This window comes from Shinella agrisoli, from assembly GCF_046557955.1.
In the GTDB taxonomy this organism is placed as follows: Bacteria; Pseudomonadota; Alphaproteobacteria; order Rhizobiales; family Rhizobiaceae; genus Shinella.
The window spans coordinates 60,093-85,720 of record NZ_JBJIEP010000016.1; the positions used below are offsets into that span (position 1 = coordinate 60,093).

Here is a 25,628-nt window from a genome sequence, read left to right on the forward strand (position 1 = left end):
AGTGGGAGAGAGGGAAATGGCAATCGACACGATGGCGGCGGGTTCGCCGAAAACGTCATCCTTCAAGCGGATCGGCGCAATGCGCGAGGCGGGGCTGATCGCGATCATTCTCGTGCTCGGCGTGATCATGAGCTTCGCATCGCCGCATTTCCTGACGCTCGGCAATTTCCGCGCCATGCTGATGAGCTTTTCGGTGGAGGGCATCGTCGTCGTCGGCATGACGATCCTTCTCATCGTCGGCGGCATCGACCTTGCGGTCGGCTCGGTCGTCTGCTTCGCGATGGTGCTCTCAGGCTCGCTCTTCCTTGCCGGGCTCGATCCGTGGACGGCGTCGCTCGCCGGCATCCTCGCCAGCGGCGCGATCGGTGCCATCATGGGTTTCTTCGTGACGGTCGTCGGCCTCAACCACTTCATCACGTCGCTGGCGGCGATGGTGATCGTGCGCGGCCTGTGCCTCATCATCACCAAGGGCACGCCGCTCTCGCTCTTCACGCTGCCAGCGAATTTCAAGGTGGTGGGGCAGGGGACCTTTTACGGCGTACCCTACGTCATCCTGATCTTCGTCGCCGTCGTCATCCTCTTCGATTTCCTGCTGCGCCGGGCGACCGCCTTCCGCAAGGTCTTCTACACGGGCAGCAACGAGAAGGCGGCGCTCTATTCCGGCATCAAGACCAACCAGGTGCAGTTCTGGGTGACGGTGCTGTGCTCCACGCTCGCCGGTGTCGCAGGCGTCATCTACATGTCCCGCTTCGGCGCGGCCACGCCCACCTTCGGCGTCGGCATGGAGCTCAACATCATCGCCGCGGCGGTCATCGGCGGCGCCTCGCTCAGCGGCGGCTCGGGCACGATCCTCGGCGCCATCCTCGGCATCGCGCTCCTGTCGGTCGTCACCAGCTCGCTGATCCTGCTCAACGTTTCCGTCTATTGGCAGGACATGATCAAGGGCTGCATTCTGCTTGCCGCCGTCTCCATCGACCATTTCCTGCACAAGCGTAAGGCCGCCTGACATGCCCATTGCCAAGCTCAAACCCAAGACGACAGCGCCGCGCGAGGAGATCGTCATCGCCCGGCAGATGCACCAGGCGCTCGTCCTGCACTTCCTGGAAGGCCTGACGCAGGCGCAGATCGCCGACCGGCTCGGCATCTCGCATGCCACCGTCAACCGCCTCATCAAGCGGGGCCGCCAGCTCGGCCTCGTTGAGATCAAGATCAAGTCGCCGGTCGAGCCGCTGGTGGACATGGAGGAGCGGCTTCTGGCGCTCGGCGGCATCAGCCGCGCGGTCGTGGTGCCGACCGTCTCGGACAACCCGCAGACCGCGCTGCAGGCGGTGGGCGAGGCGGCCGCACGGCTGCTCCTCGAAGAAATCGCCGACGGCGACACGATCTGCATCACCGGCGGCAAGGGCGTCAGCGCCGTCGTGTCCGGCCTCCAGGCGCCGCGCCGCTTCGATGTCGAGGTCATCCCCGCGACCGGCTGCGTGCAGGGCAAGCACTATACGGACGTCAACCACGTCTCGACGCTGATGGCCGACCGGCTCGGCGGGCGCTCCTACCAGATCCACGCGCCGCTCTTTGCCGACAATGCCGCGCAGCGGGCGATGCTGATGACCATGCGCTCTGTCGCCGAGGTCCTCAAGCGCGCGCGGGAGGCAAAGGTGGCGGTCGTCGGCATCGGCTCCGTCCTGAGCGCGGATTCGACTTACTACGACCTGCATCCGTCCTCCAGCACCGACCGCGCGGCCATCGAGCATTCCGGTGCGCGCTGCGAGCTGCTCGCCCATCTGCTCGACGGCGAGGGCCGGGTCTGCGATTACAGCCTCAACCGCTCGCTGGTCTCGCTGACGCTGGGGGAGTTCGCCTCGATCCCGACGAAGATCGGCGTGGCGAGCGGGCCGAACAAGGTCGGCCCGATCCTCAGCGTCATGCGCGGCAACCATCTCGACACGCTCGTCACCGACGAGGCGACCGGCGCGCGCATCCTCGACCTCGCATCCGAAGAAGGGCTTTGCGCATGAGCGGCGAACAGTCGATCCGCGAAATCGGGCGCTCCGGCGTCAGGGCGTCGGCCGTCGGCCTCGGCACCTGGGCGATCGGCGGCTGGATGTGGGGCGGCACGGACGAGGCGGAATCCATCGCCGCCATCCAGGCCTCGCTCGACGCCGGCGTGACGCTGATCGACACGGCGCCGGCCTATGGTCTCGGCCGGTCGGAGGAGATCGTCGGCAAGGCCGTCGCCGGGCGCCGCGACAGGGCGGTGATCGCCACGAAATGCGGCCTCGTCTGGCACACGCAAGAGGGCAGCCACTTCTTCGACCAGGACGGCAAGCCGGTCCACCGCCATCTCGGGCGGGATTCGATCATCCACGAGGTGGAGCAGAGCCTTCGCCGGCTCGGCACGGACTATATCGACCTCTACATCACCCACTGGCAGGACGCGACGACCCCCATCGAGGAGACCGTCGCCGCGCTGGAGGCGCTGAGGCAGGCCGGAAAGATCCGCGCCATCGGCGCCAGCAACGTCGGCCGGTCGGAGCTGGAGCAATATATCGCAACCGGGTCGCTCGATGCGATCCAGGAGCGGTTCAGCATGATCGATCGCGGGATCGAGGCGGACCTGCTGCCGCTCACCATCGCAAACGGCGTGTCGACGCTGAGCTATTCCTCGCTGGCGCTCGGCCTGCTCTCGGGCACGATCGGGCCGGGCCGCGTTTTTCCGGGCGATGACCAGCGCAGGGACAATCCGCGCTTTTCCGTCGCCAACCGGCGGAAGGCGGAGGAATTCGCCGCGGCGATCCGGCCCGTCGCGGAACGGCATGGCGCCAGCATCGCCCAGGTCGCGATCGCCTGGACGCTGGCCCGGCCGGGCGTGACCTTTGCGCTTTGCGGTGCGCGCAATCCCGCGCAGGCGCTCGACAATGCCCGGGCCGGAACGCTGCGGCTCGGGCCGGAGGACCTTGCGGCTATCGACGCCGCCATAGCGGCGAAGCTGGCCAACATGGACGGATAACGGACTGCCATCATGAACCGGAAAGAGACATTGGACGGGCTCCGCCAGAGCCCGAACGTGGACGTGTGCGTCCTCGGCGGCGGCATCAACGGGCTCAGCGTCTTCCGCGAGCTGGCGCTGCAGGGCGTGAACGTGCTGCTGGTCGAGAAGGGCGACTATTGCTCCGGCGCGAGCGCCGCGCTCTCGCGCATGGTCCATGGCGGTCTGCGCTATCTCGAAAACGGCGAGTTCGGCCTCGTCAAGGAGTCGCTCGCCGAGCGCGACCGGCTGTTGCGCAACGCCCCCCATTATGTCGCGCCGCTGCCGACCACGGTGCCGATCTTCGATACCTTCTCCGGCCTTGCCAACGGCATCGTGCGCTTCCTCGGCCTCACCCGCCGCCCGAGCCGGCGCGGCGCGATCGCCATCAAGGCGGGTCTTGGCATCTACGATTTCCTGACGCGCAGGCGCGCGCTGATGCCGCGCCATCAGTTCCGCGGCCGCAAGGCGACGCTGGAGAAATGGCCTGCGCTCAATCCGGCGATCCGCAGCTCCGCGACCTATTACGATGCCTGGGTAAGCCATCCCGAACGCATCGGCATCGAGCTGCTGCGCGACGGCCTTTCCGCCGGAGCGAATGCAAGGGCCCTGAACTATGCGACGATCGAGCAGGCCGGCGCCGACGGCTTCCTGCTGCTCGACGGCATTGCCGGCGAGGCGCTGCCGGTCCGGCCGCGGCTGATCATCAACGCGACGGGCGGCTGGATCGACGTTGCGAACGCCACGCTGTTTCCAAGGGAGGCCCGGCCGGCGCGGCTGATGGGGGGCACGAAGGGCTCGCACCTCATCATCGACAATCCCGCGCTGCGCGACATGCTCGACGGGCACATGATCTATTACGAGAACGAGGACGGGCGCATCTGCATCCTGTTCCCCTATCTCGGCAAGGTGCTGGTCGGCTCCACGGACATCCGCGTGGACGACCCGGGCACGGTGCGCTGCGAGGCGGACGAGCGGGACTATATCCTGCAATCGCTCGCCTTCGTCCTGCCGGGTGCCGCCATCCGCCCGGAGGAGATCGTCTTCCAGTTTTCCGGCGTGCGCCCGCTGCCGGCCAGCGACGACAGCTTTACCGGCCGCATCCCGCGCGATCATTTCTGCACCGTGCTCGAAAGCCGGAGCGGCGTTCCGCCGGTGCTCTGCATGATCGGCGGGAAATGGACGACGTTCCGCTCCTTCGGCGAGCTGGCGGCAGACATGGTGCTGGAACGCCTCGGCCTGCCGCGTATCGTCGATACGGCGGATCGACCCTTCGGGGGAGGGCGCTCCTTTCCGAAGGACAGCGGCGCCTGGATCCGGGCGCTGTCGGCGTCGGCCGGCCTTCCTGCCGATCGGGCCGCGCTGCTGTTCGAGCGCTACGGCACGGACGCCGAAGGCGTCGCCCGCTTCATCGCGGCCGGCCCGGACCACGCCGTGCCCCATGCCGGCTACAGCGCGCGGGAAATCCTCCATCTCATCCGCACCGAGGCGGTCGAGCATCTGGACGACCTGCTCATGCGCCGCACGACGCTCGCCATGACCGGCGGGATCTGCCTTGCCATGGTCGATGCCGTCCTCGATCTGCTCGCCGCCGAAAAGGGCTGGCCGGCGCCGCGCAAGGCGGAGGAGCGCACCCGTTTTCTGACCCTCATGCACGAACGCCACGGCGTTTCGGAACAAGCCCTTTCCGCAAGGAACGAACGAAGGAGTGAATTATGCGAGACAACCGCAAGGTCCGGATGAACCGGCTGTTCGGCAACGGCCGTTGCCTGGACGTGGCGATCGATCACGGCGTGTGCAACGAGCCGTCCTTCCTCGACGGGCTGGAGGACATGCCCGCCGTCGTCAAGGCGCTGGTCGAGGCCAGGCCCGATGCGATCCAGATGAACTACGGTCAGGCCGACCTCCTGCAGGACCTGCCCGGCAAGGAGAAGCCCGCCCTCGTGATGCGCATCGACATGGGCAACCCCTACAACCGCATCCGCCACCGCGACATGTGGGCCGTCCTCCAGAACGTGGCCGAGCCGCTGATCGGCGCGCTGCAGATGGATGCGGCCTGCGTGGTGGTCAACCTCTTCATGCTGCCGGACGAGCCGGACCTCTTCCGCCAATGCGTGCAGAACATCGCCCGGGTGCGGGCGGACTGCGAGAAATACGGCATGCCGCTGATGATCGAGCCGCTCGTCATGCAGCCCGTCACGGAGCGCGGCGGCTACATGGTCGACGGCGACGCGGACAAGATCGTCACGCTGACGCGGCTCGCCCGCGAGATGGGTGCCGACATCGTCAAGGCCGATCCGACGACCGATCCGCAGGATTTCCACCGCGTCGTCGAGGCGGCGCGCTGCCCGGTGCTGGTGCGCGGCGGCGGCAAGGAGGATCTGCGTGCCGTCTTCGACAAGTCCGCCGCCTTGATGCGGCAGGGCGCAATGGGCATGGTCTACGGGCGCAACATCTACCAGCACGCCGATCCGAGCGCCGTGGTGCGCGGGCTGATGGCGATCGTGCACGAGGACGCGAGCGGCGAGGAGGCCTTCGCGCTCTATCGGCAGCGGTAGGGCGGCTTTCCGTCCGGACTGCGTGAAACAGGCGAACCTTGGGAGGGGTTCCAGATGCGGGATTATCTGTTGGGGCTCGACGCCGGCAACACCGTCATCAAGGCGGTGATCTTCGACCGTACGGGCCGGGAGCTTGCGCATGCGGGGGAGGAGGGGCTGAGCCGCATGCCGTGCCCCGGCCATGTCGAGCGCGATCTCGGCGAGCTGTGGGCCAATGCCAAGCGCGTCATCCGCGCCTGCCTCGACAAGGCGGGCATCGCGGCGGGCGACATCGCCGCGATCGGCTGCGCCGGCCATGGCAACGGCCTTTATGCGCTCGACAGGGACGGCGAGCCGCTGCTCGGCATCCAGTCCCTCGACACGCGCGCGACCGATCTCGTCGAGGCGTGGGCCGCCGAGGGCGTGGGCGACCGGACCTATCCCATCGGCCGCCAGCGCCCCTGGCCCTCCCAGACGCCGACGCTGCTCGCCTGGCTGAAGCGCCACCGGCCGGAGGTGTTCAAGCGCATCGGCACGGTGTTCTTCTCGAAAGACTTCGTCGTCAATCGGCTGACGGGCCAGCGCGCCAGCGAGGTGTCGGACATGTCCGGCGCCGGCCTGCTCGATCTCGCCGCCCGCCGCTACGACAGGACGCTGATGGAGGCCTATGGCCTCGGCGATTGCATGGATCTGCTGCCGCCGCTCATCGAAAGCGCCGACATCGCCGGGCGGGTGACGGAGGCGGTGGCGCGGGAGACCGGGCTTGCCGCCGGCACGCCGGTGGTCGGCGGCCTCTTCGACGTCGTCGCCTCGGCGCTCGGCTCCGGCGTCTCGCGCACCGGCAGCGCCTCGATCATCGCCGGCACCTGGAGCATCAACCAGGTGATCATCGACGGCCCCGATCTCGACGGCCCGGTCTTCATGTCCTCGACCTTCGACCGCACCCGTTACATGGCGATGGAAAACAGCGCCACGTCGGCCGCCAATCTCGAATGGCTGGTGCGGGAATTCTTCGACGGCGGCCATGCGGCGGATGTCTCGCCGTTCGACGCCTGCTGCGCGCTTGCCGCCGCCGTCGAGCCTGCCGGGGACGATCCGCTCTATCACCCCTATCTCTACGGCGCCCAGCAGGACGGCCATGCGCGCGCCGGCTTCTATGGCATTGCCGGCTGGCACACCAAGGGGCATCTGGTCCGCGCCCTGCTCGAGGGTGTCGCCTTCGGCCATCGCCAGCATGTCGAGACGATCCGCAAGGCCGGCGCCGCCTTCGAGGAGGCGGCCCTGTCCGGCGGCGGCGCGCGCAGCCGGCTCTGGCCGCAGATCTTCGCCGACGTTCTCGGCGTGCCGGTCTCCGTCGCGGTTTCGCGGGAGACGGGCGCGCTCGGCGCAGCGATCGCGGCCGGGACCGGCGTCGGCCTCTTCGCCGATTTCTCCGAAGGAGCGGATGCCATGGTGCGGGTCGACCGCCACTATCGGCCGAACGGCGCGCTCGCGGCGCACTACAGCCGCCGCTACGCGCTCTACCGGGAGATCACCGAGGCCATGACGCCGCTCTGGCGGCGCCTTTCGGCGGCGGAAAAGGCGGCGGAGGCCGTTTTGGAGCGGGCATAAGGCGCGGCGTTGGGCTAGGTTCGGATTCGACCCTGCCCAAGCCATTCGAGGAAGCCGCGACGTGAGCAAGCCGAACTATCGGGACATCGCCCGCCATGCCGGCGTGGGGACGGCCACGGTCGAACGGGTGCTGAACGGACGCGGCGGCGTGCGGCCGGAACTGGTCGCAAAGGTGGTGATCGCCGCGCGCAGCCTGAAATATCCGCGCACGCTGCCCGATACCCATCGCGGCCTGCTGCGCATCGAGGTGCTGATGGTGCGCCCCGAGACGACGTTCTACCGGCGGCTTTCCAAGGCCTTCGAGCGGATCACCGCGACGCTCGATCCGCTCGTCGTCGTTCACCGCAGCTTCGCCGAGGAGATGAAGCCGGAGGAGATCGCAAGACGCATCCTCTCCACCGAACCCCCCCGAGCCGGCCTGATCCTCGCGGTGCCCAACAGTCCGCTGATCAGCGCCGCGGTGGAGGAGGTGGTCGCGCGCGGCGTGCCGGTCGTCCACGTCGTCACCCGCGCCTCCAGGGGGGAGTTCGTCGGGATCGACAACTATGCCGCAGGCCGGACGGCGGCTTATTTCATCGCGCGCATGGCGCGGGCCGAAGGGCCGGCGGTCGCCCTCTGCCATCCCATCTACCAGGTGCATCGCGACCGTATCCGCGGCTTTTCCAACTATTTTCTCGACCATCCCGGCCCCATCGCCTTCGAATGGCTCGGCTTCAGCCGCGACGAGGAGCACTTCAGCGCGGAGACGCTCGCCATCGCGCTCGAGAAATACCCGAACCTCGTCGGCCTCTACAATGCGGGCGGCGCCAATTCGGCGCTGATCGGCGTGCTGCGGCGCCATCCGCGAGGGCGGGAGATCCTCTACGTCGGGCACGAGCTGACGGACTATACGAGGGTGGCCCTCAGCGAGGGGATCATGGACGTGGTGCTGGACCAGGCGCCGGAGGCGCAGGCCCAGCGTGCCCTCGATCTCGTCCTTCGCCGCGTCGGGCTCACGGAGATCGAGCCGGACCGCAATCCGATACGCTTCATCACCATCACCGCCGAGGGGCTTTGATCTGATTTGATCAAGGAAGCCTTCGGCGCGCGGCCTCGTACCTGATATTTTTCAAGTCAGGAGGAGAGCCGGCGTTCCGTGGGGAACGGCACGGGCAAGGCGCATCGCGCGCTCTCCTATCATCGTGACGGTCGGGTCGTGCGGGCAAAAGCCCGGAGGAGAGCGCAATGGACGATCTGAAATACGGGACGCGCAACAAGCGCGGCGACTGGACGCCGAACAAGCCGGTGGAAACCGCACCGTTGTTCGTCTTCCCGCCGAAGCTGATGGCGATCCTGAAATGGCTGCCGCATTATTTCTTCCCCTGGAACGCGATCTTCGCGGCCTCCGCCGTGGCTTACTGGGCCTGGGCGGTTCCGTCCGTCGAGACGATGCGGACGCTGGAGATCGGCTGGGCGCTCTGGCTCTATGCGGTGAACGCGGTCTGCGTCTTCCTCTTCTACGGCGCGTTCGAGCTTCATCTCTACGTGCTGAAGCGGCAGGAAAACCGCTTCAAGTACAACGGCAAGTTCCCGGCCGACCAGAAGAACAGCGTCTTCTGGTTCGACAGCCAGAACGTCGACAACATGCTGCGCACGTTCCTGTCCGGCGTGACCATCTGGACCGGCATCGAGGTCGTCATGCTCTGGGCCTATGCCAACGGTTATGCGCCCTGGCTGAGCTTTGCGGAAAACCCGTGGACGCTGGCGCTCGTCGCCCTCGTCGTTCCCATCATCCACGAATTCCACTTCTTCTGCATCCACCGGCTCATCCACACGCCGTTCCTCTACAAGTGGGTGCATTCGGTTCACCACAATTCGGTGAACCCGTCGCCCTGGTCGTCGCTGTCGATGCATCCGGTCGAGCATTTCCTCTATCTCGGTACGGCCTTCTATCACCTTGTCCTGCCGTCCAACCCGATCCTCATGCTCTACCAGCTCCACTATGCGGGCTTCGGCGCGATTCCCGGCCATGTCGGCTTCGACAAGGTGGAGGTCGGCGAGGACAAGCTGGTCGATAGCCACGCCTATGCGCATTACCTGCACCACAAGTATTTCGAGGTGAACTACGGCGATGCCCTGATCCCGCTCGACAAGTGGTTCGGCACCTGGCACGACGGCTCCCCGGAGGGCGAGGCCCGCATGCAGGAGCGCTATCGCCGGCGCAAGGAAAAGCTCGCCGCCCGCAAGGCCCGCTCCGAAGTGAGGGGAGCGGCCGAATGACCTGGATTGCCGCCTGCAGGTTCGAAGAGATCGAGCAGGAGGGCGCCGTCCGCTTCGACCATGGGGGACGCACCTACGCGATCTACCGCGGGCCGGACGACAGCGTCTACTGCACCGCCGGCCTCTGCACCCACGAGGCGATCCATCTCGCCGATGGCCTCGTCATGGATTTCGAGGTGGAGTGTCCCAAGCATTCCGGTGCCTTCGACTATCGCACCGGCGAGGCCCTCCGGCTTCCCGCATGCGAGAACCTGAAGACCTATCCGGCCGAAGTAATCGACGGAGAAGTCCGCGTGGCCATCGGCTAGGCCGCGCACGATGGATCGGGCCCGTCGGGCCTCCGGAGTGCGATCGGGTGATCCGGCACCCATTGGGAGGATAATATGAAATCGGCGTATCTGGCGGCCATTCTGGCTGCCTCGATGGGCAGTGCTGCCCTGGCGGAGACGATCGGCGTCTCCATGCAGAGTTTCGACAACAACTTCCAGACCTTGCTGCGTGAAGGCATCGGCGCAAGGGCGTCCGAGGTGAACGGCGTCAACGTGCAGATCGAGGATGCGCAGACCGACATCTCCAAGCAGCTCAACCAGGTGAACAACTTCATTGCGGCCGGTGTCGACGCGATCATCATGACGCTGACGGATACGTCCGCGGCGCCCGGCATCAGCGAAGCGGCCGCGAAGGCCGGCATTCCGCTGGTCTACCTCAACCTCGAGCCGGAAAATCTCTACAAGCTGCCGGAGAAGCAGGCCTATGTGGGCTCGAAGGAAACGGATTCCGGGCAGTTGGGCGCGGAAGCTGCCTGTTCGCTCTTGAAGGAGAAAGGCAAGGCGAGCGATGCGCAGGTCTATATCCTGATGGGCGATCTCGCCCATCAGGCCTCGCGCGACCGCACCACCTCGTTCAAGGAAACCTTGGCGGCCGGCGATTGCAGGGGCGTGACGATCGCCGACGAGCAGTCCGGCGCCTGGGCGCGGACCAATGCGATGGACCTGACGACGAACTGGATCACCGCCGGCCAGCCGATCGACGTGGTCTTCGCCAACAATGACGAGATGGCGATCGGCGCCATCCAGGCGCTGAAGGCGGCGGGCGTGTCGATGGACGACGTGATCATCATCGGCATCGACGCCACGCAGGACGGCCTTGCTGCGATGGCGGCGGGCGATCTCGACGCGACCGTATTCCAGAATGCGAAGGGGCAGTCGGCGAGCGCGGTGGACGCCGCAGTGGCGCTCACGCGCGGCCAAGCCGTCGAACGGGAGGTCTGGGTGCCCTTCGAGCTCGTCACGCCGCAGAACATGGCCGACTACTCCCGCCGCAACTGATCCTCCCGGGCCGGCGCGCCCTCGTGCGTGCCGGCCGTCCTTTCCAAGGAGAGCCCATGAACGGGATCGTCATCATCGGTGCGGGAGAGGCCGGCACCCGTGCGGCCTTCGCGGTGCGCGAAGCGGGGTTTTCCGGACCTGTAACGCTGGTCGGCACGGAACCGCACCTGCCTTACGAGCGCCCGCCGCTCTCCAAGCCGCTGGACGGTGCCGTCCGGATGAAAGCGATCTGCACGGGCGAGGCGCTGGAGGCTGCCGGTATCGGCTATCTTCCGGGCGTCTCGGCATTGCAGGTCGACGCCGCCCGTCGCTTCATACTCCTCAGCGACGGGCGGACGCTCCCCTATGACAAACTGCTTCTTGCGACGGGCGCCCGGCCGCGACGCCTGGCTTGTCCCGGCGCCGAACGAGCCCTGGATTTGCGTACCTTTGCCGATGCGCAAGCGGTCTTTTCCCGCGCGGAGGCCGGCCGAAGGGCCGTGATCGTCGGCGGCGGGCTGATCGGCATGGAGCTTGCGGCGGTGCTGCGCGGCAAAGGCGTTGCCGTCAGCGTCGTCGAGGCGGCACGAAGGCCGCTCGGGCGAGCGGTTCCGCCGCGCCTTGCGGAGAAGCTGCATGCCCGGCATCTGCGGGAAGGCGTGCACTTCCACCTGGGGCAGGGCATCGCCGGGATCACACGGACGGCCACGAACGCAGTCTTGGGGAAAACGTCGCGATGATCGCAGGGGCGGGTTCGACGGCATCAGCGCGCACCACACGAACCGGCGCGCGCTGTGGGACGCGACCGGCGAAGCCTGAGGGCGCGGCGCCGGATGAACGGGCCGATCAGGCCGAAGCGGTCCCGTCGGCCGACGCCCGCTCGAGCGCCTTCAGCATCGTGCGTTCGGCGAGATTGAGGTAGGTCTCCATCTGTGCCGCCGCCTCGTGGGGCTTGTTCTCCTCCAGCAAGGTCACGATGGTGTCGTTCATGTCGACGAAGGGCGAATGCAGGTGCTCGGGGTCGTTCAGGAGCCCGAAGCAGAGGCGCAGCTCCGCCGAGATCCGCTCGTAGAATTCGTTGAGCCGCACGCTGTCGGAAAGGTCGATGACGGCGGCATGGAAGATCATGTTGGCGCTGCCGACGCCGACCCAGTCGCCTTTCTCACGCTGGCGCCGCGCCATCGCTACCGCCTCGCGCATCACCCGGATGGCCGGGTGCTGCTGCCACGCCTGGCGGAGGGCGCCGCATTCCAGCATGCGCCGCACGCGGTAGATGTCGATGATCGAGGCCATCGTGGGCACGGCGACGAAGACGCCGCGATTGGCCTCGTGGCGCAGCAGCCCGTCCTTGGTCAGCAGGCGGAAGGCCTCGCGCAGCGAATTGCGGGAGACGTCGAAGCGCTCGCTGAAGGCGGCCTCGGACAGGCGCTGGCCGGGGGCGAGTTCCCCCGAAATCAGCAGCGTGCGGATGTGCCGCGCCAGCCGGTCCGCAAGCGGCAGGCCATTTCCGTCGTCCGTCATTCCGTCCTCCCGGCCAGGCCCGTCCGTCGGGCATCCTTCGGCTGCCCTTAGCATGAATGCGGGGGCAATGGAGGTGAAAATTGCGGTCAATGCGGCGCTATGTGGTTGGTAAAAAGGCAGAAATAAGGAACGATATGGAAATATTGTTGAACAATATTGACATTTTTGTGTAGCAAGGCATCATTTAGCCATGCAGCACCCGCGAGGGGCGGGTGAATGAGAGCGGAGAAATCTCATGGAACAGCATGCAGCCATGCCTGCCGGCCCGAACGTGGTCGCGCAGGGTATCCATACCGTAAAGTCCCGTCGCTCGGCGCTCGTCGCCGCGATCTTCCTGATGGCGACCAGCGCCATCGGCCCCGGTTTCATCACCCAGACCGCGACCTTCACGACCAAGCTCGGCGCCGCCTTCGCCTTCGGCATCCTCGCCTCCATCCTCATCGACTTCGTGGTGCAGTTGAATATCTGGCGCATCGTCACGTTGACGCGCATGCGTGCGTCCGATGTCGCCAACGCAGCCATTCCGGGTTCCGGTTACCTGCTTGCCATTCTTGTGATCGTCGGCGGCCTATTCTTCAACATAGGCAATATCGGCGGCACGGGCCTCGGCCTCAATGCCATCTTTGGCCTCGACCCGAAGATCGGCGGGGCGATCAGCGCCGTCTTTTCGATCGGCATCTTTCTGTCGAAGCGCGCCGGTCTTGCCGTTGACCGCTTCATCATCTTCGCCGGCATCCTGATGATCGCGCTGACGTTCTACGTGGCGATCGTCTCAGGCCCGCCAGTCGGAGACGCCCTGTTCCAGACCGTTCTGCCCGACACTGTGGATTTCGCCACCATCACGACCATCGTCGGCGGCACGGTCGGTGGCTACATCACCTATTCCGGCGCACACCGCCTGCTCGATCGCGGCATGGTCGGCGAGGAGCATCTGCCGGCCGTCACCCGCGCTGCGCTGACCGGCATCGCCGTGACAGGGCTGATGCGTTATGTCCTCTTTCTCGCCATCCTCGGCGTCGTTGCGAGCGGTGTCGTCATCGATACGGCCAGCCAGGCGGCAAATCCGGCTGCACAGGCCTTCCAGACGGCAGCCGGCGACTTCGGCCTGCGTCTCTTCGGCATCATCTTCTGGGCCGCCGCCATCACGAGCGTCATCGGGGCGGCCTATACCTCGATTTCCTTCATTACGGTCTTCAAGCAGGACATCAGCGAGCATGCCCGAAATCTGGCCACGGTCGCCTTCATCGCCATCTCGCTGGCCGCCTATCTGCTGATCACCACGCCGCCGGCCGCCATGCTGGTCTTCGTCGGCGGCCTCAACGGCCTCATCCTGCCGATCGGCCTCAGCATCTTCCTCTATGCGGCTTGGAAGCGTGCCGACCTGATGGGCGGCTACCACTATCCGCGCTGGCTGCTTGCGCTCGGCGCCCTGACCTGCGCGCTCACATGGTATATGGGCTACAAGTCGGCCGGCGCGATCTTCGGCCTGCTCGGCTAGGAAGAGGGAGGAACGTATGGTTGCGATCGATCTCAACAGCGATCTCGGTGAAAGCTACGGTGCCTGGCGCATGGGCGACGATGCGGCGATGCTCGCCATCGTCTCCTCCGCCAACATCGCCTGCGGCTTCCATGCGGGCGACCCGGCCGGCATCTACCGCACGGTGAAGGCGGCGGCCGCGAACGGCGTCGTCGTCGGCGCCCATGTCTCCTATCCGGACCGTGTGGGCTTCGGCCGCCGCGACCTGGACGCCACCCCGGAAGAACTGATCGCCGACGTGATCTACCAGATCGGCGCGATCAAAGGCGTCGCCGCCGCCGCCGGCACGACGGTGCGCTACGTCAAGCCGCACGGCGCGCTCTACAACCGTATCGCCCATGACGCCAGGCAGGGCCAGGCGGTGATCGACGGCATCAAGGCCGTCGATCCTTCGCTGGTGCTGATGGGACTTGCCAATGCGCCGATCCTCGACCTTGCGCGCCGCGCCGGCCTTGCCGTCGTCGCGGAGGCCTTCGCCGACCGGGCGTACTCGCCGAAAGGCGAGCTCGTTTCGCGCCGCGAAGCCGGTTCCGTCCTGCACGACGAGGCGAAGATTGCCGACCGCATGGTGCAGCTTGCCCGCGAGGGCACGCTGGAGGCCATCGACGGCAGCACGATCCGCATCGAGGCGCAGTCGATCTGCGTGCACGGCGACAGCCCCGGCGCGGTTTCGATCGCGCAGGAGATCCGCCGCCGCTTCGAGGCGGAAGGCATCGCCATCCGCTCCTTCGCCGGCCAATCCTGAACCCCCGCGCGAGGCCCCGATGCGTTTCCTTCCCGTCAGCCTGACCACGATCCTCGTCGAGCTCGCCGATCTCGACGAGACGCTCGCCCTCTTCGCGTCGCTGCAGGCGGAGCCCGTCGACGGCATCGAGGAGATGGTGCCAGCCGCCCGCACGCTGATGATCCGCTTCCGCCCGGAAAAGGTGACGTCGGCGGAGCTCACGGCGCAGATCGCCACGCGCGACCTGTCGGCGAAGGTCGCGCCGTCGGAGCATCTGGTGGAAATCCCGGTGCGCTACGACGGGGAGGACCTTGCCGACGTCGCTGAACTGACCGGCCTCAGCGTCGAAGAGGTCGTCCGCCGCCACACGGAAAGCGAGTTCACCGTCGCTTTCTGCGGCTTCGCACCGGGCTTCGGCTATCTCGTCGGCGGCGATCCGGCGCTGCACGTGCCACGCCGCGAGAGCCCGCGCACCCGCATCCCCGCCGGTTCCGTGGCGCTCGCCGGCGCCTTCAGCGGCGTCTATCCGCAGGCAAGCCCCGGCGGCTGGCAGATCATCGGCACGACGCCGGTCAGGATGTGGGACATCGACCGCGATCCCGGCGCGCTCTTCCAGCCGGGCTATCGCGTCCGCTTCTTCGACATGGACAAGACCGGCAGGACCGTCAGCTTTCCCGAACCCGTCGCGCGCGCGGACCGCACCATTGCGGCCGATGCGCCGCACTTCAAGGTGCTGGCGTCGCCCGTGCCTGCCGTCTTCCAGGATCTCGGCCGCTTCGGCCAGACGGGGCAGGGGGTGTCCGCGTCCGGCGCGCTCGACCGCGGCGCCTTCAATGCCGCCAACCGCATCGTCGGCAATCCGGCCAATACGCCCTGCCTTGAACTCACGCTGGGTGGCTTTTCTTTCGAGAGCAATGTCCGTGCCGTGATCGGCCTTGCCGGCGCGCCCTGTCCCGTGACGGTGCGCGATGCCGCCGGGCGCAACCGGGAATTCGAGGTCTGGCGGCCGGTTTCGCTGGAGCCGGGCGACGTCGTGACGATCGGGCATCCGGAACGGGGCATGCGCTCCTATCTCGCCGTGCGCGGCGGCTTCGAGGTTGCGCCGGTCCTCGGCAGCGCGGCGACCGATACGCTGGCCGTCGTCGGCCCCGAACCGGTGACGGCCGGAACCGTGCTTGCGCTCAACGGCCGGAGGGACGGGCTTGCGAGCGTTTCCACCGACGAGATCGCCGCTTTCGAACCGCCGTCGAAGGACGATGTCGTGACGCTCGACGTGGTGCTCGGCCCGCGCACGGACTGGTTCACGCAGAAAGGCGTCGAGACGCTGACGGGTCAGCTCTGGCAGGTGACGCCGCAATCGAGCCGTGTCGGCATCCGCCTTGCCGGCGCGGTTCCGCTGGAGCGCAGGGACAGCGCCGAGCTGCCGAGCGAGGGCACCGCGACGGGCGCGATCCAGGTGCCGCACAGCGGCCAGCCGGTGCTCTTCCTCGCCGACCACCCGCTGACCGGCGGCTATCCCGTCATCGGCGCGGTCGCCGAGCACCATCTCGACCTCGCCGGCCAGATCCCCGTCAACGCAAGAATCCGTTTCCGCCCGATCGGCCCCTTCGCCGAGATCGCCGCGGCCCGATAGGAGCCATGCCATGAAGAAAGTGCTGATTGCCAATCGTGGCGAGATTGCCGTGCGCATCGTGCGCGCCTGCCGCGACTATGGCCTCCGGTCGGTCGCCGTCTATGCCGATCCGGATGCGGACGCGCTGTTCGTGCGCCTCGCCGACGAGGCCTACGGACTGGGGGGCGTGCGGCCGGCGGAAACCTATCTCGACATCGAAAAGCTGATCGCCGTCGCAAAGCGTTCCGGCGCGGACGCGGTGCATCCGGGTTACGGCTTCCTCTCCGAGCGGTCGGAGTTCGCAAGGGCCGTGCTGGACGCCGGCCTCGTCTGGATCGGCCCCGACCCGGAGGTGATCGAGGCGCTCGGCGACAAGGTGGAGGCACGGCGCATCGCGCAGGGCGTCGGCGCGCCGCTCGTCGCCGGCAGCGATGGTCCCGTTTCGTCGGCGTCGGAGGTCATCGCCTTTGCCGGGCAGCACGGCCTGCCGGTGGCCATCAAGGCGGCGCATGGCGGCGGCGGGCGCGGCCTCAAGGTGGCCTGGAGGATGGAGGAGGTCGCCGACCTCTACGAATCCGCCGTGCGCGAGGCGACGGCCGCCTTCGGCCGCGGCGAATGTTTCCTCGAACGCTTCCTCGACAGGCCGCGTCACATCGAGGCGCAGGTCATCGCGGACAAGCACGGCAACGTGCTCGTGCTCGGCACCCGCGACTGCTCGGCGCAGCGCCGCAACCAGAAGCTCATCGAGGAGGCGCCCGCGCCCTTCCTCTCGCAGGACCAGCGCGAGCGGATCCACGCCGCCGCCAGGGCGATCTGCGCCGCGGCCGGCTATTCCGGCGCCGGCACGGTGGAATTCCTGCTCGGCGTCGACGGCACGATCTCCTTCCTCGAGGTGAACACCCGCCTCCAGGTCGAGCATCCGGTCACGGAGGAGACCACCGGCGTCGACCTCGTCATCGAGCAGTTCCGCGTTGCCGAGGGCAAGCCGCTCCGCATCACCGAAACGCCCGAGCCGCGCGGCCATTCCATCGAGTTCCGCATCAACGCAGAGGATCCCGGCCGCGGCTTCCTGCCGACGCCGGGCACGATCACCGTCTTCGACCCGCCCTCCGGCCCCGGCGTGCGCCTCGACAGCGGCGTCGTCGGCGGTTCCGCCGTGCCGGGCGTCTTCGATTCCTTGATGGCCAAGCTCATCGTCACCGGCGCGACGCGCGAGGAGGCCCTCTGCCGCGCCCGCCGCGCGCTGCGCGAGTTCCGCATCGAGGGGGTGGCGACGGTCCTGCCGTTCCATCGCGCGGCGGTCGACACCGCGGACTTCATCGGAACCGACGGCTTCAAGGTGCATACGCGCTGGATCGAGACGGATTTCGCCGCCATGCCGGAGGCCGCGGCGCGGCCGGAGCCGGCCGACGATCCGTCGCTGGTCCGCACCCATCTCGAAATCGACGGCAGGCGCGTCGCGCTCGCGCTGCCAAGCCTGCTTCTCGCCGGCCTCGGCGCGGTCGGGCAGGGCGCGGCGATTGCCGGCGGCGCGCCGGGCAAGGCGGCCGAGGATGCCGTGGCAGCGCCGGTTTCCGGCACGCTGCAGGCCTTCAAGATCGCTGACGGCGCAAGTGTCGCCGAGGGCGAACTTGTGGCGGTGATGGAAGCGATGAAGATGGAAACGCAGGTCCTCGCTCCGAGGGCGGGCCGCCTGCGCCTGCGCGTGGCGGAAGGCGATTATGTCCTGGCGGGCGATGCGCTGATGGTGTTCGAGGACTGACAGGACGGCGCCGCCTATCCCAAATGGGACATTGACCCTTCGGGGCTGCGCTTGCCTTAATCCGCCCGGATCCATCGAGGGCGGAACATGGTACGCACGCTGACAAGCACACCCCGCGCGGACGGTTTCCGGGCGCCGGGCGAATTCGAGCCGAAGGCCGGCTGCTGGCTGATCTGGCCGGAGCGGCCGGACACCTGGCGGCTCGGCGCAAAGCCGGCGCAGAAGCTCTTCGCTGAGGTGGCGGCGGCGATTTCCGAAAGCGAGCCGGTCACCGTTGCCGTCTCGCGCCGGCAATGGCTGAACGCCCGCGCCATGCTGCCGGAGAGCGTGCGGCTCGTCGAGATGTCGACGGACGATTCCTGGCTGCGCGACAGCGGGCCGAACTTCGTCGTCAACGACAGCGGCGAGGTGCGCGGCGTCGACTGGACCTTCAACGCCTATGGCGGAAACGACGGCGGCCTTTATTCGCCCTGGAACCTCGACGACCTCGTCGCCCGCAAGGTGCTGGAGACCGAGCGCATGGACCGCTACCGCTCGACGCTGATCGCCGAGGGCGGCGGCCTGCAATGCGACGGCGAGGGCACGCTGATCACCACGGAACAATGCCTCCTGAACCGCAACCGCAACGGCCATCTCGGCAAGGCGGCGGTGGAGCAGCAGCTTTGCGACTACCTCGGGCTGGAGCATGTGATCTGGCTGCCGCGCGGCTTCCGCTTCGATGAGACGGACGGCCATGTCGACGACGTCTGCTGCTTCGTGCGGCCGGGCATGGTGGCGATGAGCTGGACGGAGGACCGCGACGACCCGCAATACGAGATCGTGCGCGAGGTGGAGGAGGTGCTGCGCTCGGCCCGCGATGCGCGCGGCCGGTCGCTGGAGGTGCACCGCATCACCCATCCCCGCCCGATCGAGATGACGGCGGAGGAGGCGGCGGGCGTCGACCGGGTCGATTCGACCTGGTCGCGGCCGGCCGGCAACCGCATCGCCGCCACCTATATCAACTACTATCCCGGCAATTCCGTCGTCGTCGTGCCGCAGTTCGACGACGAGAAGCTGGACCGCGCCGCCAAGGCCAAGCTTGCGGAGCTTTTCCCGGAGCACCGCATCGTCGGCATCGGGAACTCCCGCGAGATATTGCTCGGCGGCGGCAATGTCGCCTGCATCACGCTGCCGGTCTATGCCGGCCGGACGAAAGCCTGAGGAGAGGAAAGATCATGCGTGCTTCGCTCGTTTCGGTCCTTGCCCTGCTTGCCGCCGTGGGCGGTGCGCGGGCGCAGGAGGAAAAGGTCGTCAACGTCTACAACTGGTCGGATTACATCGCGCCGGATACTGCGGAAAAGTTCGAGAAGGAGACCGGCATCCGCGTCGTCTACGACGTCTATGACGGCAACGAGGTGCTGGAGACGAAGATGCTGACCGGCGGCTCGGGCTACGACGTCGTCTATCCCTCCGCCTTTCCGTTCCTGAAAAACCAGGTGAAGGCAGGCGCCTACAGGCCGCTCGACAGGGCGAGGCTCGGCAATATCGGCAAACTCGATCCGCAGGCGTTTTCGCTGATCGCCGGCGCCGATCCGGACAATGTCCATGCCGTGCCCTACATGGCCGTCACGGACGGCATCGGCTACAACATCGCGGCGGTGAAGCAGCGCATGGCCGATGCGCCGGTCGATTCCTTCGCCATGGTCTTCGATCCCGCCGTGGTGGAGAAATTCGCCGATTGCGGCGTCGCCATGATCGACGCGCCGGCCGAGATCATCCCGATGGCGATGAACTATCTCGGCATCGACCCGCATTCCACCAGCCCGGACGACATCGCCCGGGTCGAGGAACTGCTGCTGAAGGTGCGCCCGCACATCCGCTACTTCCATTCCTCGCGCTATATCAACGATCTGGCCAACGGCGACATCTGCGTCGTGCTCGGCTGGTCGGGCGATATCCTTCAGGCGAAGGCCCGGGCGGCCGAAAGCGAGAAGAAGCTGGACATCGCCTATTCCATCCCGAAGGAGGGCACGCTGATCAACTTCGACACGATGGCCGTGCCGAAGGATGCGCCGCATCCGGAAAACGCGCTCGCCTGGATCGACTTCAACATGCGACCGGAGATCGCCGCGGCCAATTCGAGCTACGTGTCCTACGCCAATCCGATCCCGGAATCGCTGCCGCTGATGGACCAGGCGGTCGCGAAGGACCCCGGCGTCTTCCCGCCCGATGAGGTGAAGGCCAAGCTCTTCGTGGTGGTTACGAGCGATGCGAAGCTGCTGCGCCTGCAGAACCGGATGTGGACGCGGATCGTCTCAGGCCAGTGAGGGGCAGGAGAGGCCGCCGTCCCGCGCGGCGGCCATCAGCTCGACCTGGGAGTGGACGCCGAGCTTGCGGTAGACGGTCTTGATGTGGTTGCGCACGGTGCCGGGGGAGATGGCAAGCGCACGCGAGATGGTCTTGGCGCAGCCGCCCTCGATGAGGAGGACGGGATCTGGCGCTCGCGCTGGCTGAGCTGCGAGAGGGACAGCCGGCTTTCGCCCTCGGGACGCCATTGCCGCCAGAGCCGTTCGAGCACGAGGCGGGTGGCATCCGCCGTCGCCTCGGCGAGCGCCACGTCCTCCGCGCAGAAGGGGCGGGCGCCGCGGCGGCGCAGATAGGTGACGAAGCCGGCGGCGGTGCGGTCGAAATTGAAGACGCCGGTGATCTCGTCGAAGCTGCCGGAGGGTTCGTAGAAATCGCGGTAGTAGGCGCTGGTGTGGAAGTCGCCCCTGTCGAGCGCGGAGAGCGGCAGCAGGAAATCCTGCCGGGTGCCGGCGAACAGGCGGAAGAACGGATCCTGCCGGTACTTGCGGGTATCGTAGTTGCGGTTCCAGTGGTCGGGATCGCGCTCGTATATGGTGATGGAGGCGCTGTCGCGCAGGTAGAGGCCGATATAGACTTGGTCGGAGGCGATGAGGTCGCGCGCCCCGGCCGTGAAATGGGCTGAAATCTCATGCGGAAGCGTGGCACTCACCGCAGCGGTGATGCCGCTGCTCCAGCGCTGGAGCTGCTCGAAGGTGAGGTTCGGTCGCATGGCGACAGGATAGACCGGGCGGCTGGGAATTCAAGCCGGCCTGTGCCGGGGGAACGGGAACAAGGAGCCTTGAGAATGCGCAATGTCACGGTCGCCGCCACGCAGATGGCCTGCACCTGGGACGAGAAGGCCAATATCGGGCGGGCCGAGCGGCTTGTCCGCCAGGCGAAGGAGAAGGGGGCGGGCCTGGTGCTGATCCAGGAGCTCTTCGCCACGCCCTATTTCTGCCAGGACCAGATCCACGACTTCTTCGCGCTCGCCCGGCCCTTTGAGGGCAACACGCTGATCGCGCATTTTGCCGGGCTCGCGGCCGAGCTCGGCGTCGTGCTGCCGATCAGCTATTTCGAGCGGGCCGGCCAGTCCTATTTCAACAGCCTCGCGGTGATCGACGCCGACGGGCGGGTGCTCGGCAACTACCGCAAGAGCCACCTGCCGGACGGGCCGGGCTATACGGAGAAGTTCTACTTCTCGCCGGGCGATACGGGCTTCAAGGTGTGGGAGACGCGTGCCGGCCGCATCGGCGTCGGCATCTGCTGGGACCAGTGGTTCCCGGAAGCCGCGCGCTCCATGGCGCTCCAGGGTGCCGAGATCCTGCTCTATCCCACCGCCATCGGCTCCGAGCCGCATGATCCGGACCTCGATTCCAGCGGCCACTGGCAGCGCGTGATGCAGGGCCATGCCGGTGCCAACCTGATGCCGGTCGTCGCCTCCAACCGCATCGGCACGGAGGAAGGGCGGAACGGCACGCGCATCACCTTCTACGGCTCGTCCTTCATCGCCGATTCCACCGGCGCCAAGGTGGCGGAGGCCGACCGGACGACCGAAACCGTGCTGACGGCCACCTTCGACCTCGACGCCATCGCCCACCAGCGCCGTTCCTGGGGCGTCTTCCGCGACCGCCGCCCGGACCTCTACGGCCATCTCGCGACGCTGGACGGGTCGTAACCTGTCCCAGAGGAAATCCGGTTCATCGGATTTCCTCTGGTCTCGATCTCGTCTCTCCGTGGGATTTCTGACCCGTTTCCACTGCGCCAGCCTCGAGCCGAGGGAATATTGCGGGGCTGGGTCCAGTGGCCGAAGGAAAGGAAACCGATTTTCTTCATGATGTCTGCCTTGACGCCGTGCGTCCGTTGCAAGGGAATGTTGCCCGCAACATGGGCAATCGCGCCGGACTTGAAAAGGCCGCCTGCAAGAACGCTGCGTTCACCGATTGCGCTTGAAATTGTGGAAGGAGGGCGCAGGGCGCCCCGCCGGTTCTCCCCGGTGTCACGGCGTCGGCGTCTGACGACGGCGAAACCGCCTCGAAAACTCTTGCGGCCTGTCCGTGCGCCATGTCATCCCGGCAGCGCGTTGCGGGCGGCGATCGAGCCCTGCCGCAGGCATATGGGCCGAAGACCTCCCGGTTCCGCAGGCCGCGGACCGGCCGCGTGCCGCTTCGCCACAGGCACGGGGCATGGGGGGGAACCCTGCCGGTGTGCCGGAAGGGGAGGGGGCGTTGATGCCGCGGCGGCGATGGGCATGAGCCTTGTATTTCCGGCGGCAGCCGTAAGGGAAACATCAAGCTTTTCCCCGCAGACTGGCTTTGTGCCGGCATAGCGCGTTGGGGACCGGGATTCCGGCCGGTCGCGTGACGCCCGTGCATCGCGCTTCCGGCAAACGGCCCATCCCCCGGGCTTGCCCGTATGGCGGCGCAGCGCCTTGCCGGGCGTGGTTTTCGCGCTCCTGCGCGGCGAAAGCGGACGTTCTCTCCATAAAGAGCAGAACATCCGATAAGGCAATCTTATCGGTCGTTTCATGCCGTGGACAGGCCGTGCGGTTGGTGCGGAAAAGCATGGATAAAACCGCACATCTGCTATAGGCTGGCCGCCATGGATTCGCACGCCCTGGCCCCTTCATCCTCCCCCGTGCTCCCCGCCGCCCTGCCCGGCTGGGCCGTGCCGCGCGGCGGTGCGGCGGATGCGGCCGATGCGGCGTTCGCCGCCGGCATCGCCTTGAAATCGCTCGACGATCTCGTTCGCGCCGCGCCGGTCTGGGCCGGCTGCTGGCGCGCGCGCCAGGCCCTCAAATGCGCCGCCGTTGCGGTCCGGCTGCTGGGGCGCAGCGAGGACGAGGCGGCGCTGCGGGATGCGCTTTTGCTGACCGCGCCGGGCGACGATCCGGGACTGGCCGGAAAGGTGTTTTTGGCCACCAAAAGGCTTTCCACCCGAAAACCCGCCTTTTCCTCGAAAGCGGTGGCGGAGCTTGCCGACCTGTTGGGGCTTGTCTGGGACGATCGGCTCACCGCGGCGGTCGACCATGCCGACGATGCGCTGCAATCCGGCCGTCCCGCGCCGTTCGCCGCGGCGGACCTAGTCACGGCCGTCCATGCGGTACGGCCGGATGCCGAACCGCTTGCCTGGATGCTGGCCGACCTGCTGATCGCCGCGCTGCTGAAATGGGATTGTGCCGTGCCGCTGCTGATGGCCGAGCGCTATGGCTCGGCCTTCAAGACGTTGGGGGGCAGGGGCCGTGTGCGCCCGGGCGAGCCGGCCTTTGCCCGGGCCGTCTGCCTTGCCCTCTAGTCGAGGCAACGGGCGCGGCCCTGCGCACCGCCGGTGAGATCGCCCGCCGTGCTGAAACGCTGGGTACCGCGGCGCCAAAGGTCCGGACGAAGGGCGCCGGGGCGGTCATCCAAGCGCTGCTCAATGAAGACGCCTTGGCAGCCTCGGCGCCCGGCAGCAATCTCTCGCGCTGGGCAGCGACCCGGCTGTTCGACCGGCTGGAGCAGTTTGGTGCGGTGCGTGAACTGTCTGGCCGAAGCTCGTTCCGAATCTATGGGCTGTGACGATGGGTAAGCCGGACACTGCCAGCACGCGGCGAGGCCGCAGATCGACATCGGAGGACGAAGTCCTCCTGGATCGGGAACTGGCGGATTTGCCGCCGGAGCTGCGCTGGCGGGAATGGATGCTGCGCGTCGAGGCGGTGATCTTTGCCGCGGCCGAGCCGGTCAGTCGCGAGACGCTGGCGCGTGTCGTCGGCAAGGACTGCAGCATCGACCTGCTAATCGACGACCTGCGGGAAGAACTCCGTGACCGGCCCTATGAGATCGTCTTTGTCGCCGGCGGCTGGCAGCACCGAACGCGTTCGCGTTTCGCCGTTTCGATTAGGGCGTCTCAGGCGGTGACGCGGAGTGCGGCGCCGGCGCTATCCGACTTCGAGGCCATGGTGCTGATGGCGATCGCGTATTTCCAGCCGATCGCCCGCGGCGATCTGTCGAAGATTTTTGGCAAGGAGGTCAGCCGCGACACGATAGCCAGCCTGCGCAACGCCAACTTCCTCGCTTCCGGCCCGCGCAGCCCGACCCCCGGCGCGCCCTACACCTATGTCACGACGAAACAGTTCCTCACCGCCTTCGGCATGCAGACGCTGCGCGATCTGCCAGATATCGAGGCGCTCGAGGATGCCGGGTTGCTCAGCCGGGAAAGGCATGCAGGAAGAATCCGTCGGGGCGGCCGAGGGCGAGGAGGATAGTTGATGACTGGGGTAACGGGAGCCCGTAGACGCCTGTCAATTAGATCAGCCCGCCGATATTCTGACGAAGCAGTGCCGGAAAAGTCTTCAGGCCACTTTGTTGAAGTCCATCGATAAACGTGTCGACCGAGGGCATCGTCTTTCGGAGATTGTGCCGGGCTCGTTTGACGCTGGAGATCAGCGCATTGGGAAACGCCGCATGGAGGTCGGTGAGGAAATCATCCGGAGATTGGCTTGTTACGCCATGAGAGGCTAGATCCTTCGCCGGAAAGTCCTTGAGGTTCCAAGTGACGATATACGCGGCTTTGCCGGCGATGGCGGCGGCCAAGACATGCCGATCGTCAGGGTCGGGCAGGTGGAGCTCCGGAATGAGGTGGCGGTAGTTGGTGACGTCCGCGTCCGGCAAGACTGCCTTCATCCTGTGGCGTGTTGCGATCAGGCGTTCGATGGGCAACGCCGGCGTGTTGGCTGCGAGATTGCGGATCCACTCATCATGAATCTTGTCCGTCCAGCGTGCTTCGACGAGACCGTCGAAGGCGCACTGGATCAGGACGTTGCGCAGGTGAAATGGGTAGAGGACGCAGGCATCATAGACCGCGACGGGCGGGTTAGAGGCCATGGGTTTGAATGAGGTCCTCTGTGTCGTCCGCAAGCGCATCCATCGCGGCCTGACGGGTGTCGAGCTTGGATTTCAGTGCGAGCACGTCTTTCAGGAGGGCGCGACGATGCTTGCCCACATAACGGAAGGGCAAATCGCCCCGATCCATGCGCAAGACGACGAGAGGACGGGAGATGCCAAGAACGACGGATGCTTCGGTTGGGCTGAGTTCCTGGTCCTCAGCCAGCACCGCGACGCGCTCGCCACGCAACATATGCGCCAAAAGCGCTTCAACTGCCGCGGCGGCCGAGGGCGGTATCGAGAGTGTCTGCTCCTTGCCACCTGCATGACGAACATGGAGTTCCAGCCGGTCGCCCGCGGCCAGTTTCGGTAACGGCGTGGCTGCTTTGCGGTCGCGATCCGACAATCCGGCGAAATGAACGATCTGGCTGGCCATGGTAATGTCTCCTTGATCGCAATATAGTGCACACGATCTTTAACTGCAATAACTGAAACATCGCGGGGTTGATTGCACCGGCCGCGATGCTAGTCAACAAGATCGTCATTGAC

Annotated in this window: 24 protein-coding genes and 2 pseudogenes; 22 read left to right on the forward strand and 4 right to left on the reverse strand. The window is 66.8% G+C overall.

All coding sequences use genetic code 11. From position 1 onward, the window contains the following. Positions 1 to 16: 16 nt before the first annotated feature. From ACIIOY_RS17305 to ACIIOY_RS17355, 11 genes and pseudogenes are all read left to right on the forward strand, one after another. On the forward strand, positions 17 to 1,006 hold the full coding sequence (locus ACIIOY_RS17305) for an ABC transporter permease (RefSeq protein WP_411035929.1): 990 nt from the start codon (positions 17 to 19) through the stop codon (positions 1,004 to 1,006). 1 nt (position 1,007) lies between these two features. Next, complete coding sequence (locus tag ACIIOY_RS17310; protein ID WP_411035930.1) at positions 1,008 to 2,015, forward strand: sugar-binding transcriptional regulator; 1,008 nt, start codon at positions 1,008 to 1,010, stop codon at positions 2,013 to 2,015. Then, positions 2,012 to 3,007, forward strand: a complete 996-nt coding sequence (locus ACIIOY_RS17315; protein ID WP_411035931.1) for an aldo/keto reductase — start codon at positions 2,012 to 2,014, stop codon at positions 3,005 to 3,007. The genes ACIIOY_RS17310 and ACIIOY_RS17315 overlap by 4 nt, the downstream gene beginning before the upstream one ends. A gap of 12 nt (positions 3,008 to 3,019) precedes the next feature. Continuing rightward, on the forward strand, positions 3,020 to 4,768 hold the full coding sequence (locus ACIIOY_RS17320; protein WP_411035932.1) for a glycerol-3-phosphate dehydrogenase/oxidase: 1,749 nt from the start codon (positions 3,020 to 3,022) through the stop codon (positions 4,766 to 4,768). Next, complete coding sequence (locus tag ACIIOY_RS17325; RefSeq protein WP_411035933.1) at positions 4,741 to 5,583, forward strand: class I fructose-bisphosphate aldolase; 843 nt, start codon at positions 4,741 to 4,743, stop codon at positions 5,581 to 5,583. Before ACIIOY_RS17320 ends, ACIIOY_RS17325 begins: the two co-directional genes overlap by 28 nt. 54 nt (positions 5,584 to 5,637) lie before the next feature. After that, a complete protein-coding gene (locus tag ACIIOY_RS17330; RefSeq protein ID WP_411035934.1) occupies positions 5,638 to 7,173 on the forward strand; it encodes an FGGY-family carbohydrate kinase in 1,536 nt (511 codons plus the stop codon). A gap of 61 nt (positions 7,174 to 7,234) precedes the next feature. Then, the gene (locus ACIIOY_RS17335; RefSeq protein WP_411035935.1) at positions 7,235 to 8,230 is read left to right on the forward strand and encodes a LacI family DNA-binding transcriptional regulator; all 996 of its coding nucleotides are present in this window, start codon (positions 7,235 to 7,237) and stop codon (positions 8,228 to 8,230) included. 167 nt (positions 8,231 to 8,397) lie between these two features. Further along, the gene (locus tag ACIIOY_RS17340) at positions 8,398 to 9,432 is read left to right on the forward strand and encodes a sterol desaturase family protein (protein WP_411035936.1); all 1,035 of its coding nucleotides are present in this window, start codon (positions 8,398 to 8,400) and stop codon (positions 9,430 to 9,432) included. Then, positions 9,429 to 9,740: a MocE family 2Fe-2S type ferredoxin gene (locus ACIIOY_RS17345; protein WP_411035937.1), complete on the forward strand. Its 312-nt coding sequence runs from the start codon at positions 9,429 to 9,431 to the stop codon at positions 9,738 to 9,740. Before ACIIOY_RS17340 ends, ACIIOY_RS17345 begins: the two co-directional genes overlap by 4 nt. A 75-nt stretch (positions 9,741 to 9,815) precedes the next feature. Next, complete coding sequence (locus ACIIOY_RS17350; RefSeq protein WP_411035938.1) at positions 9,816 to 10,760, forward strand: substrate-binding domain-containing protein; 945 nt, start codon at positions 9,816 to 9,818, stop codon at positions 10,758 to 10,760. 56 nt (positions 10,761 to 10,816) lie between these two features. After that, positions 10,817 to 11,437: pseudogene (locus ACIIOY_RS17355) on the forward strand (NAD(P)/FAD-dependent oxidoreductase); the annotation flags it as partial. 148 nt (positions 11,438 to 11,585) lie between these two features. Here the strand turns inward: ACIIOY_RS17355 and ACIIOY_RS17360 are convergent. Continuing rightward, positions 11,586 to 12,260: a GntR family transcriptional regulator gene (locus ACIIOY_RS17360; RefSeq protein WP_411035939.1), complete on the reverse strand. Its 675-nt coding sequence runs from the start codon at positions 12,258 to 12,260 to the stop codon at positions 11,586 to 11,588. Positions 12,261 to 12,495: 235 nt separating this feature from the next. Here ACIIOY_RS17360 and ACIIOY_RS17365 point away from each other — a divergent pair, with 235 nt between their 5' ends. The 6 genes from ACIIOY_RS17365 to ACIIOY_RS17390 all read left to right on the forward strand — a co-directional run bounded on the left by ACIIOY_RS17365 (position 12,496) and on the right by ACIIOY_RS17390 (position 20,201). Beyond that, positions 12,496 to 13,758 carry an NRAMP family divalent metal transporter gene (locus ACIIOY_RS17365; protein ID WP_411035940.1) on the forward strand — a complete coding sequence of 421 codons (1,263 nt, stop codon included), beginning with the start codon at positions 12,496 to 12,498 and terminating at the stop codon, positions 13,756 to 13,758. 16 nt (positions 13,759 to 13,774) lie between these two features. Further along, the gene (locus ACIIOY_RS17370; RefSeq protein WP_411035941.1) at positions 13,775 to 14,542 is read left to right on the forward strand and encodes a LamB/YcsF family protein; all 768 of its coding nucleotides are present in this window, start codon (positions 13,775 to 13,777) and stop codon (positions 14,540 to 14,542) included. A 19-nt stretch (positions 14,543 to 14,561) separates the two neighbouring features. Beyond that, positions 14,562 to 16,154 (forward strand): 5-oxoprolinase subunit B/C family protein, encoded by a 1,593-nt coding sequence (locus tag ACIIOY_RS17375; RefSeq protein WP_411035942.1) that lies wholly within the window; start codon positions 14,562 to 14,564, stop codon positions 16,152 to 16,154. A gap of 10 nt (positions 16,155 to 16,164) precedes the next feature. Continuing rightward, positions 16,165 to 17,895 (forward strand): acetyl/propionyl/methylcrotonyl-CoA carboxylase subunit alpha, encoded by a 1,731-nt coding sequence (locus ACIIOY_RS17380; RefSeq protein ID WP_411035943.1) that lies wholly within the window; start codon positions 16,165 to 16,167, stop codon positions 17,893 to 17,895. Positions 17,896 to 17,982: 87 nt separating this feature from the next. Then, positions 17,983 to 19,095, forward strand: coding sequence for an agmatine deiminase (gene aguA, locus ACIIOY_RS17385; protein ID WP_411035944.1), 1,113 nt, complete (start codon positions 17,983 to 17,985; stop codon positions 19,093 to 19,095). Positions 19,096 to 19,109: 14 nt separating this feature from the next. Next, positions 19,110 to 20,201 carry a polyamine ABC transporter substrate-binding protein gene (locus ACIIOY_RS17390; protein WP_411035945.1) on the forward strand — a complete coding sequence of 364 codons (1,092 nt, stop codon included), beginning with the start codon at positions 19,110 to 19,112 and terminating at the stop codon, positions 20,199 to 20,201. Here ACIIOY_RS17390 and ACIIOY_RS17395 read toward each other — a convergent pair. Further along, a complete protein-coding gene (locus ACIIOY_RS17395) occupies positions 20,190 to 20,429 on the reverse strand; it encodes a LuxR C-terminal-related transcriptional regulator (RefSeq protein ID WP_411035946.1) in 240 nt (79 codons plus the stop codon). The two genes, ACIIOY_RS17390 and ACIIOY_RS17395, sit on opposite strands and share 12 nt — an antisense overlap. Here ACIIOY_RS17395 and ACIIOY_RS17400 point away from each other — a divergent pair. The 5 genes and pseudogenes from ACIIOY_RS17400 to scpB all read left to right on the forward strand — a co-directional run bounded on the left by ACIIOY_RS17400 (position 20,429) and on the right by scpB (position 24,460). Continuing rightward, positions 20,429 to 20,863, forward strand: a complete 435-nt coding sequence (locus ACIIOY_RS17400; protein ID WP_411035947.1) for a hypothetical protein — start codon at positions 20,429 to 20,431, stop codon at positions 20,861 to 20,863. The two genes, ACIIOY_RS17395 and ACIIOY_RS17400, sit on opposite strands and share 1 nt — an antisense overlap. A 162-nt stretch (positions 20,864 to 21,025) precedes the next feature. Beyond that, on the forward strand, positions 21,026 to 21,895 hold the full coding sequence (gene aguB, locus ACIIOY_RS17405; protein ID WP_411035948.1) for an N-carbamoylputrescine amidase: 870 nt from the start codon (positions 21,026 to 21,028) through the stop codon (positions 21,893 to 21,895). Positions 21,896 to 22,020: 125 nt separating this feature from the next. Next, positions 22,021 to 22,170: a hypothetical protein gene (locus ACIIOY_RS17410; protein WP_411035949.1), complete on the forward strand. Its 150-nt coding sequence runs from the start codon at positions 22,021 to 22,023 to the stop codon at positions 22,168 to 22,170. Between the two features lie 648 nt (positions 22,171 to 22,818). Next, positions 22,819 to 23,711 (forward strand): annotated as a pseudogene (locus ACIIOY_RS17415) (DUF1403 family protein); the annotation flags it as partial. A gap of 65 nt (positions 23,712 to 23,776) precedes the next feature. After that, positions 23,777 to 24,460, forward strand: coding sequence for an SMC-Scp complex subunit ScpB (scpB, locus tag ACIIOY_RS17420; RefSeq protein ID WP_411035950.1), 684 nt, complete (start codon positions 23,777 to 23,779; stop codon positions 24,458 to 24,460). Between the two features lie 40 nt (positions 24,461 to 24,500). On the opposite strand, the gene ACIIOY_RS17425 is transcribed toward scpB, so the two are convergent. Both ACIIOY_RS17425 and ACIIOY_RS17430 read right to left on the reverse strand, forming a co-directional pair. After that, positions 24,501 to 25,079, reverse strand: a complete 579-nt coding sequence (locus ACIIOY_RS17425) for a PIN domain-containing protein (protein WP_411035951.1) — start codon at positions 25,077 to 25,079, stop codon at positions 24,501 to 24,503. Then, on the reverse strand, positions 25,069 to 25,515 hold the full coding sequence (locus ACIIOY_RS17430; protein ID WP_411035952.1) for a MerR family transcriptional regulator: 447 nt from the start codon (positions 25,513 to 25,515) through the stop codon (positions 25,069 to 25,071). The genes ACIIOY_RS17425 and ACIIOY_RS17430 overlap by 11 nt, the downstream gene beginning before the upstream one ends. Positions 25,516 to 25,628: the final 113 nt, after the last annotated feature.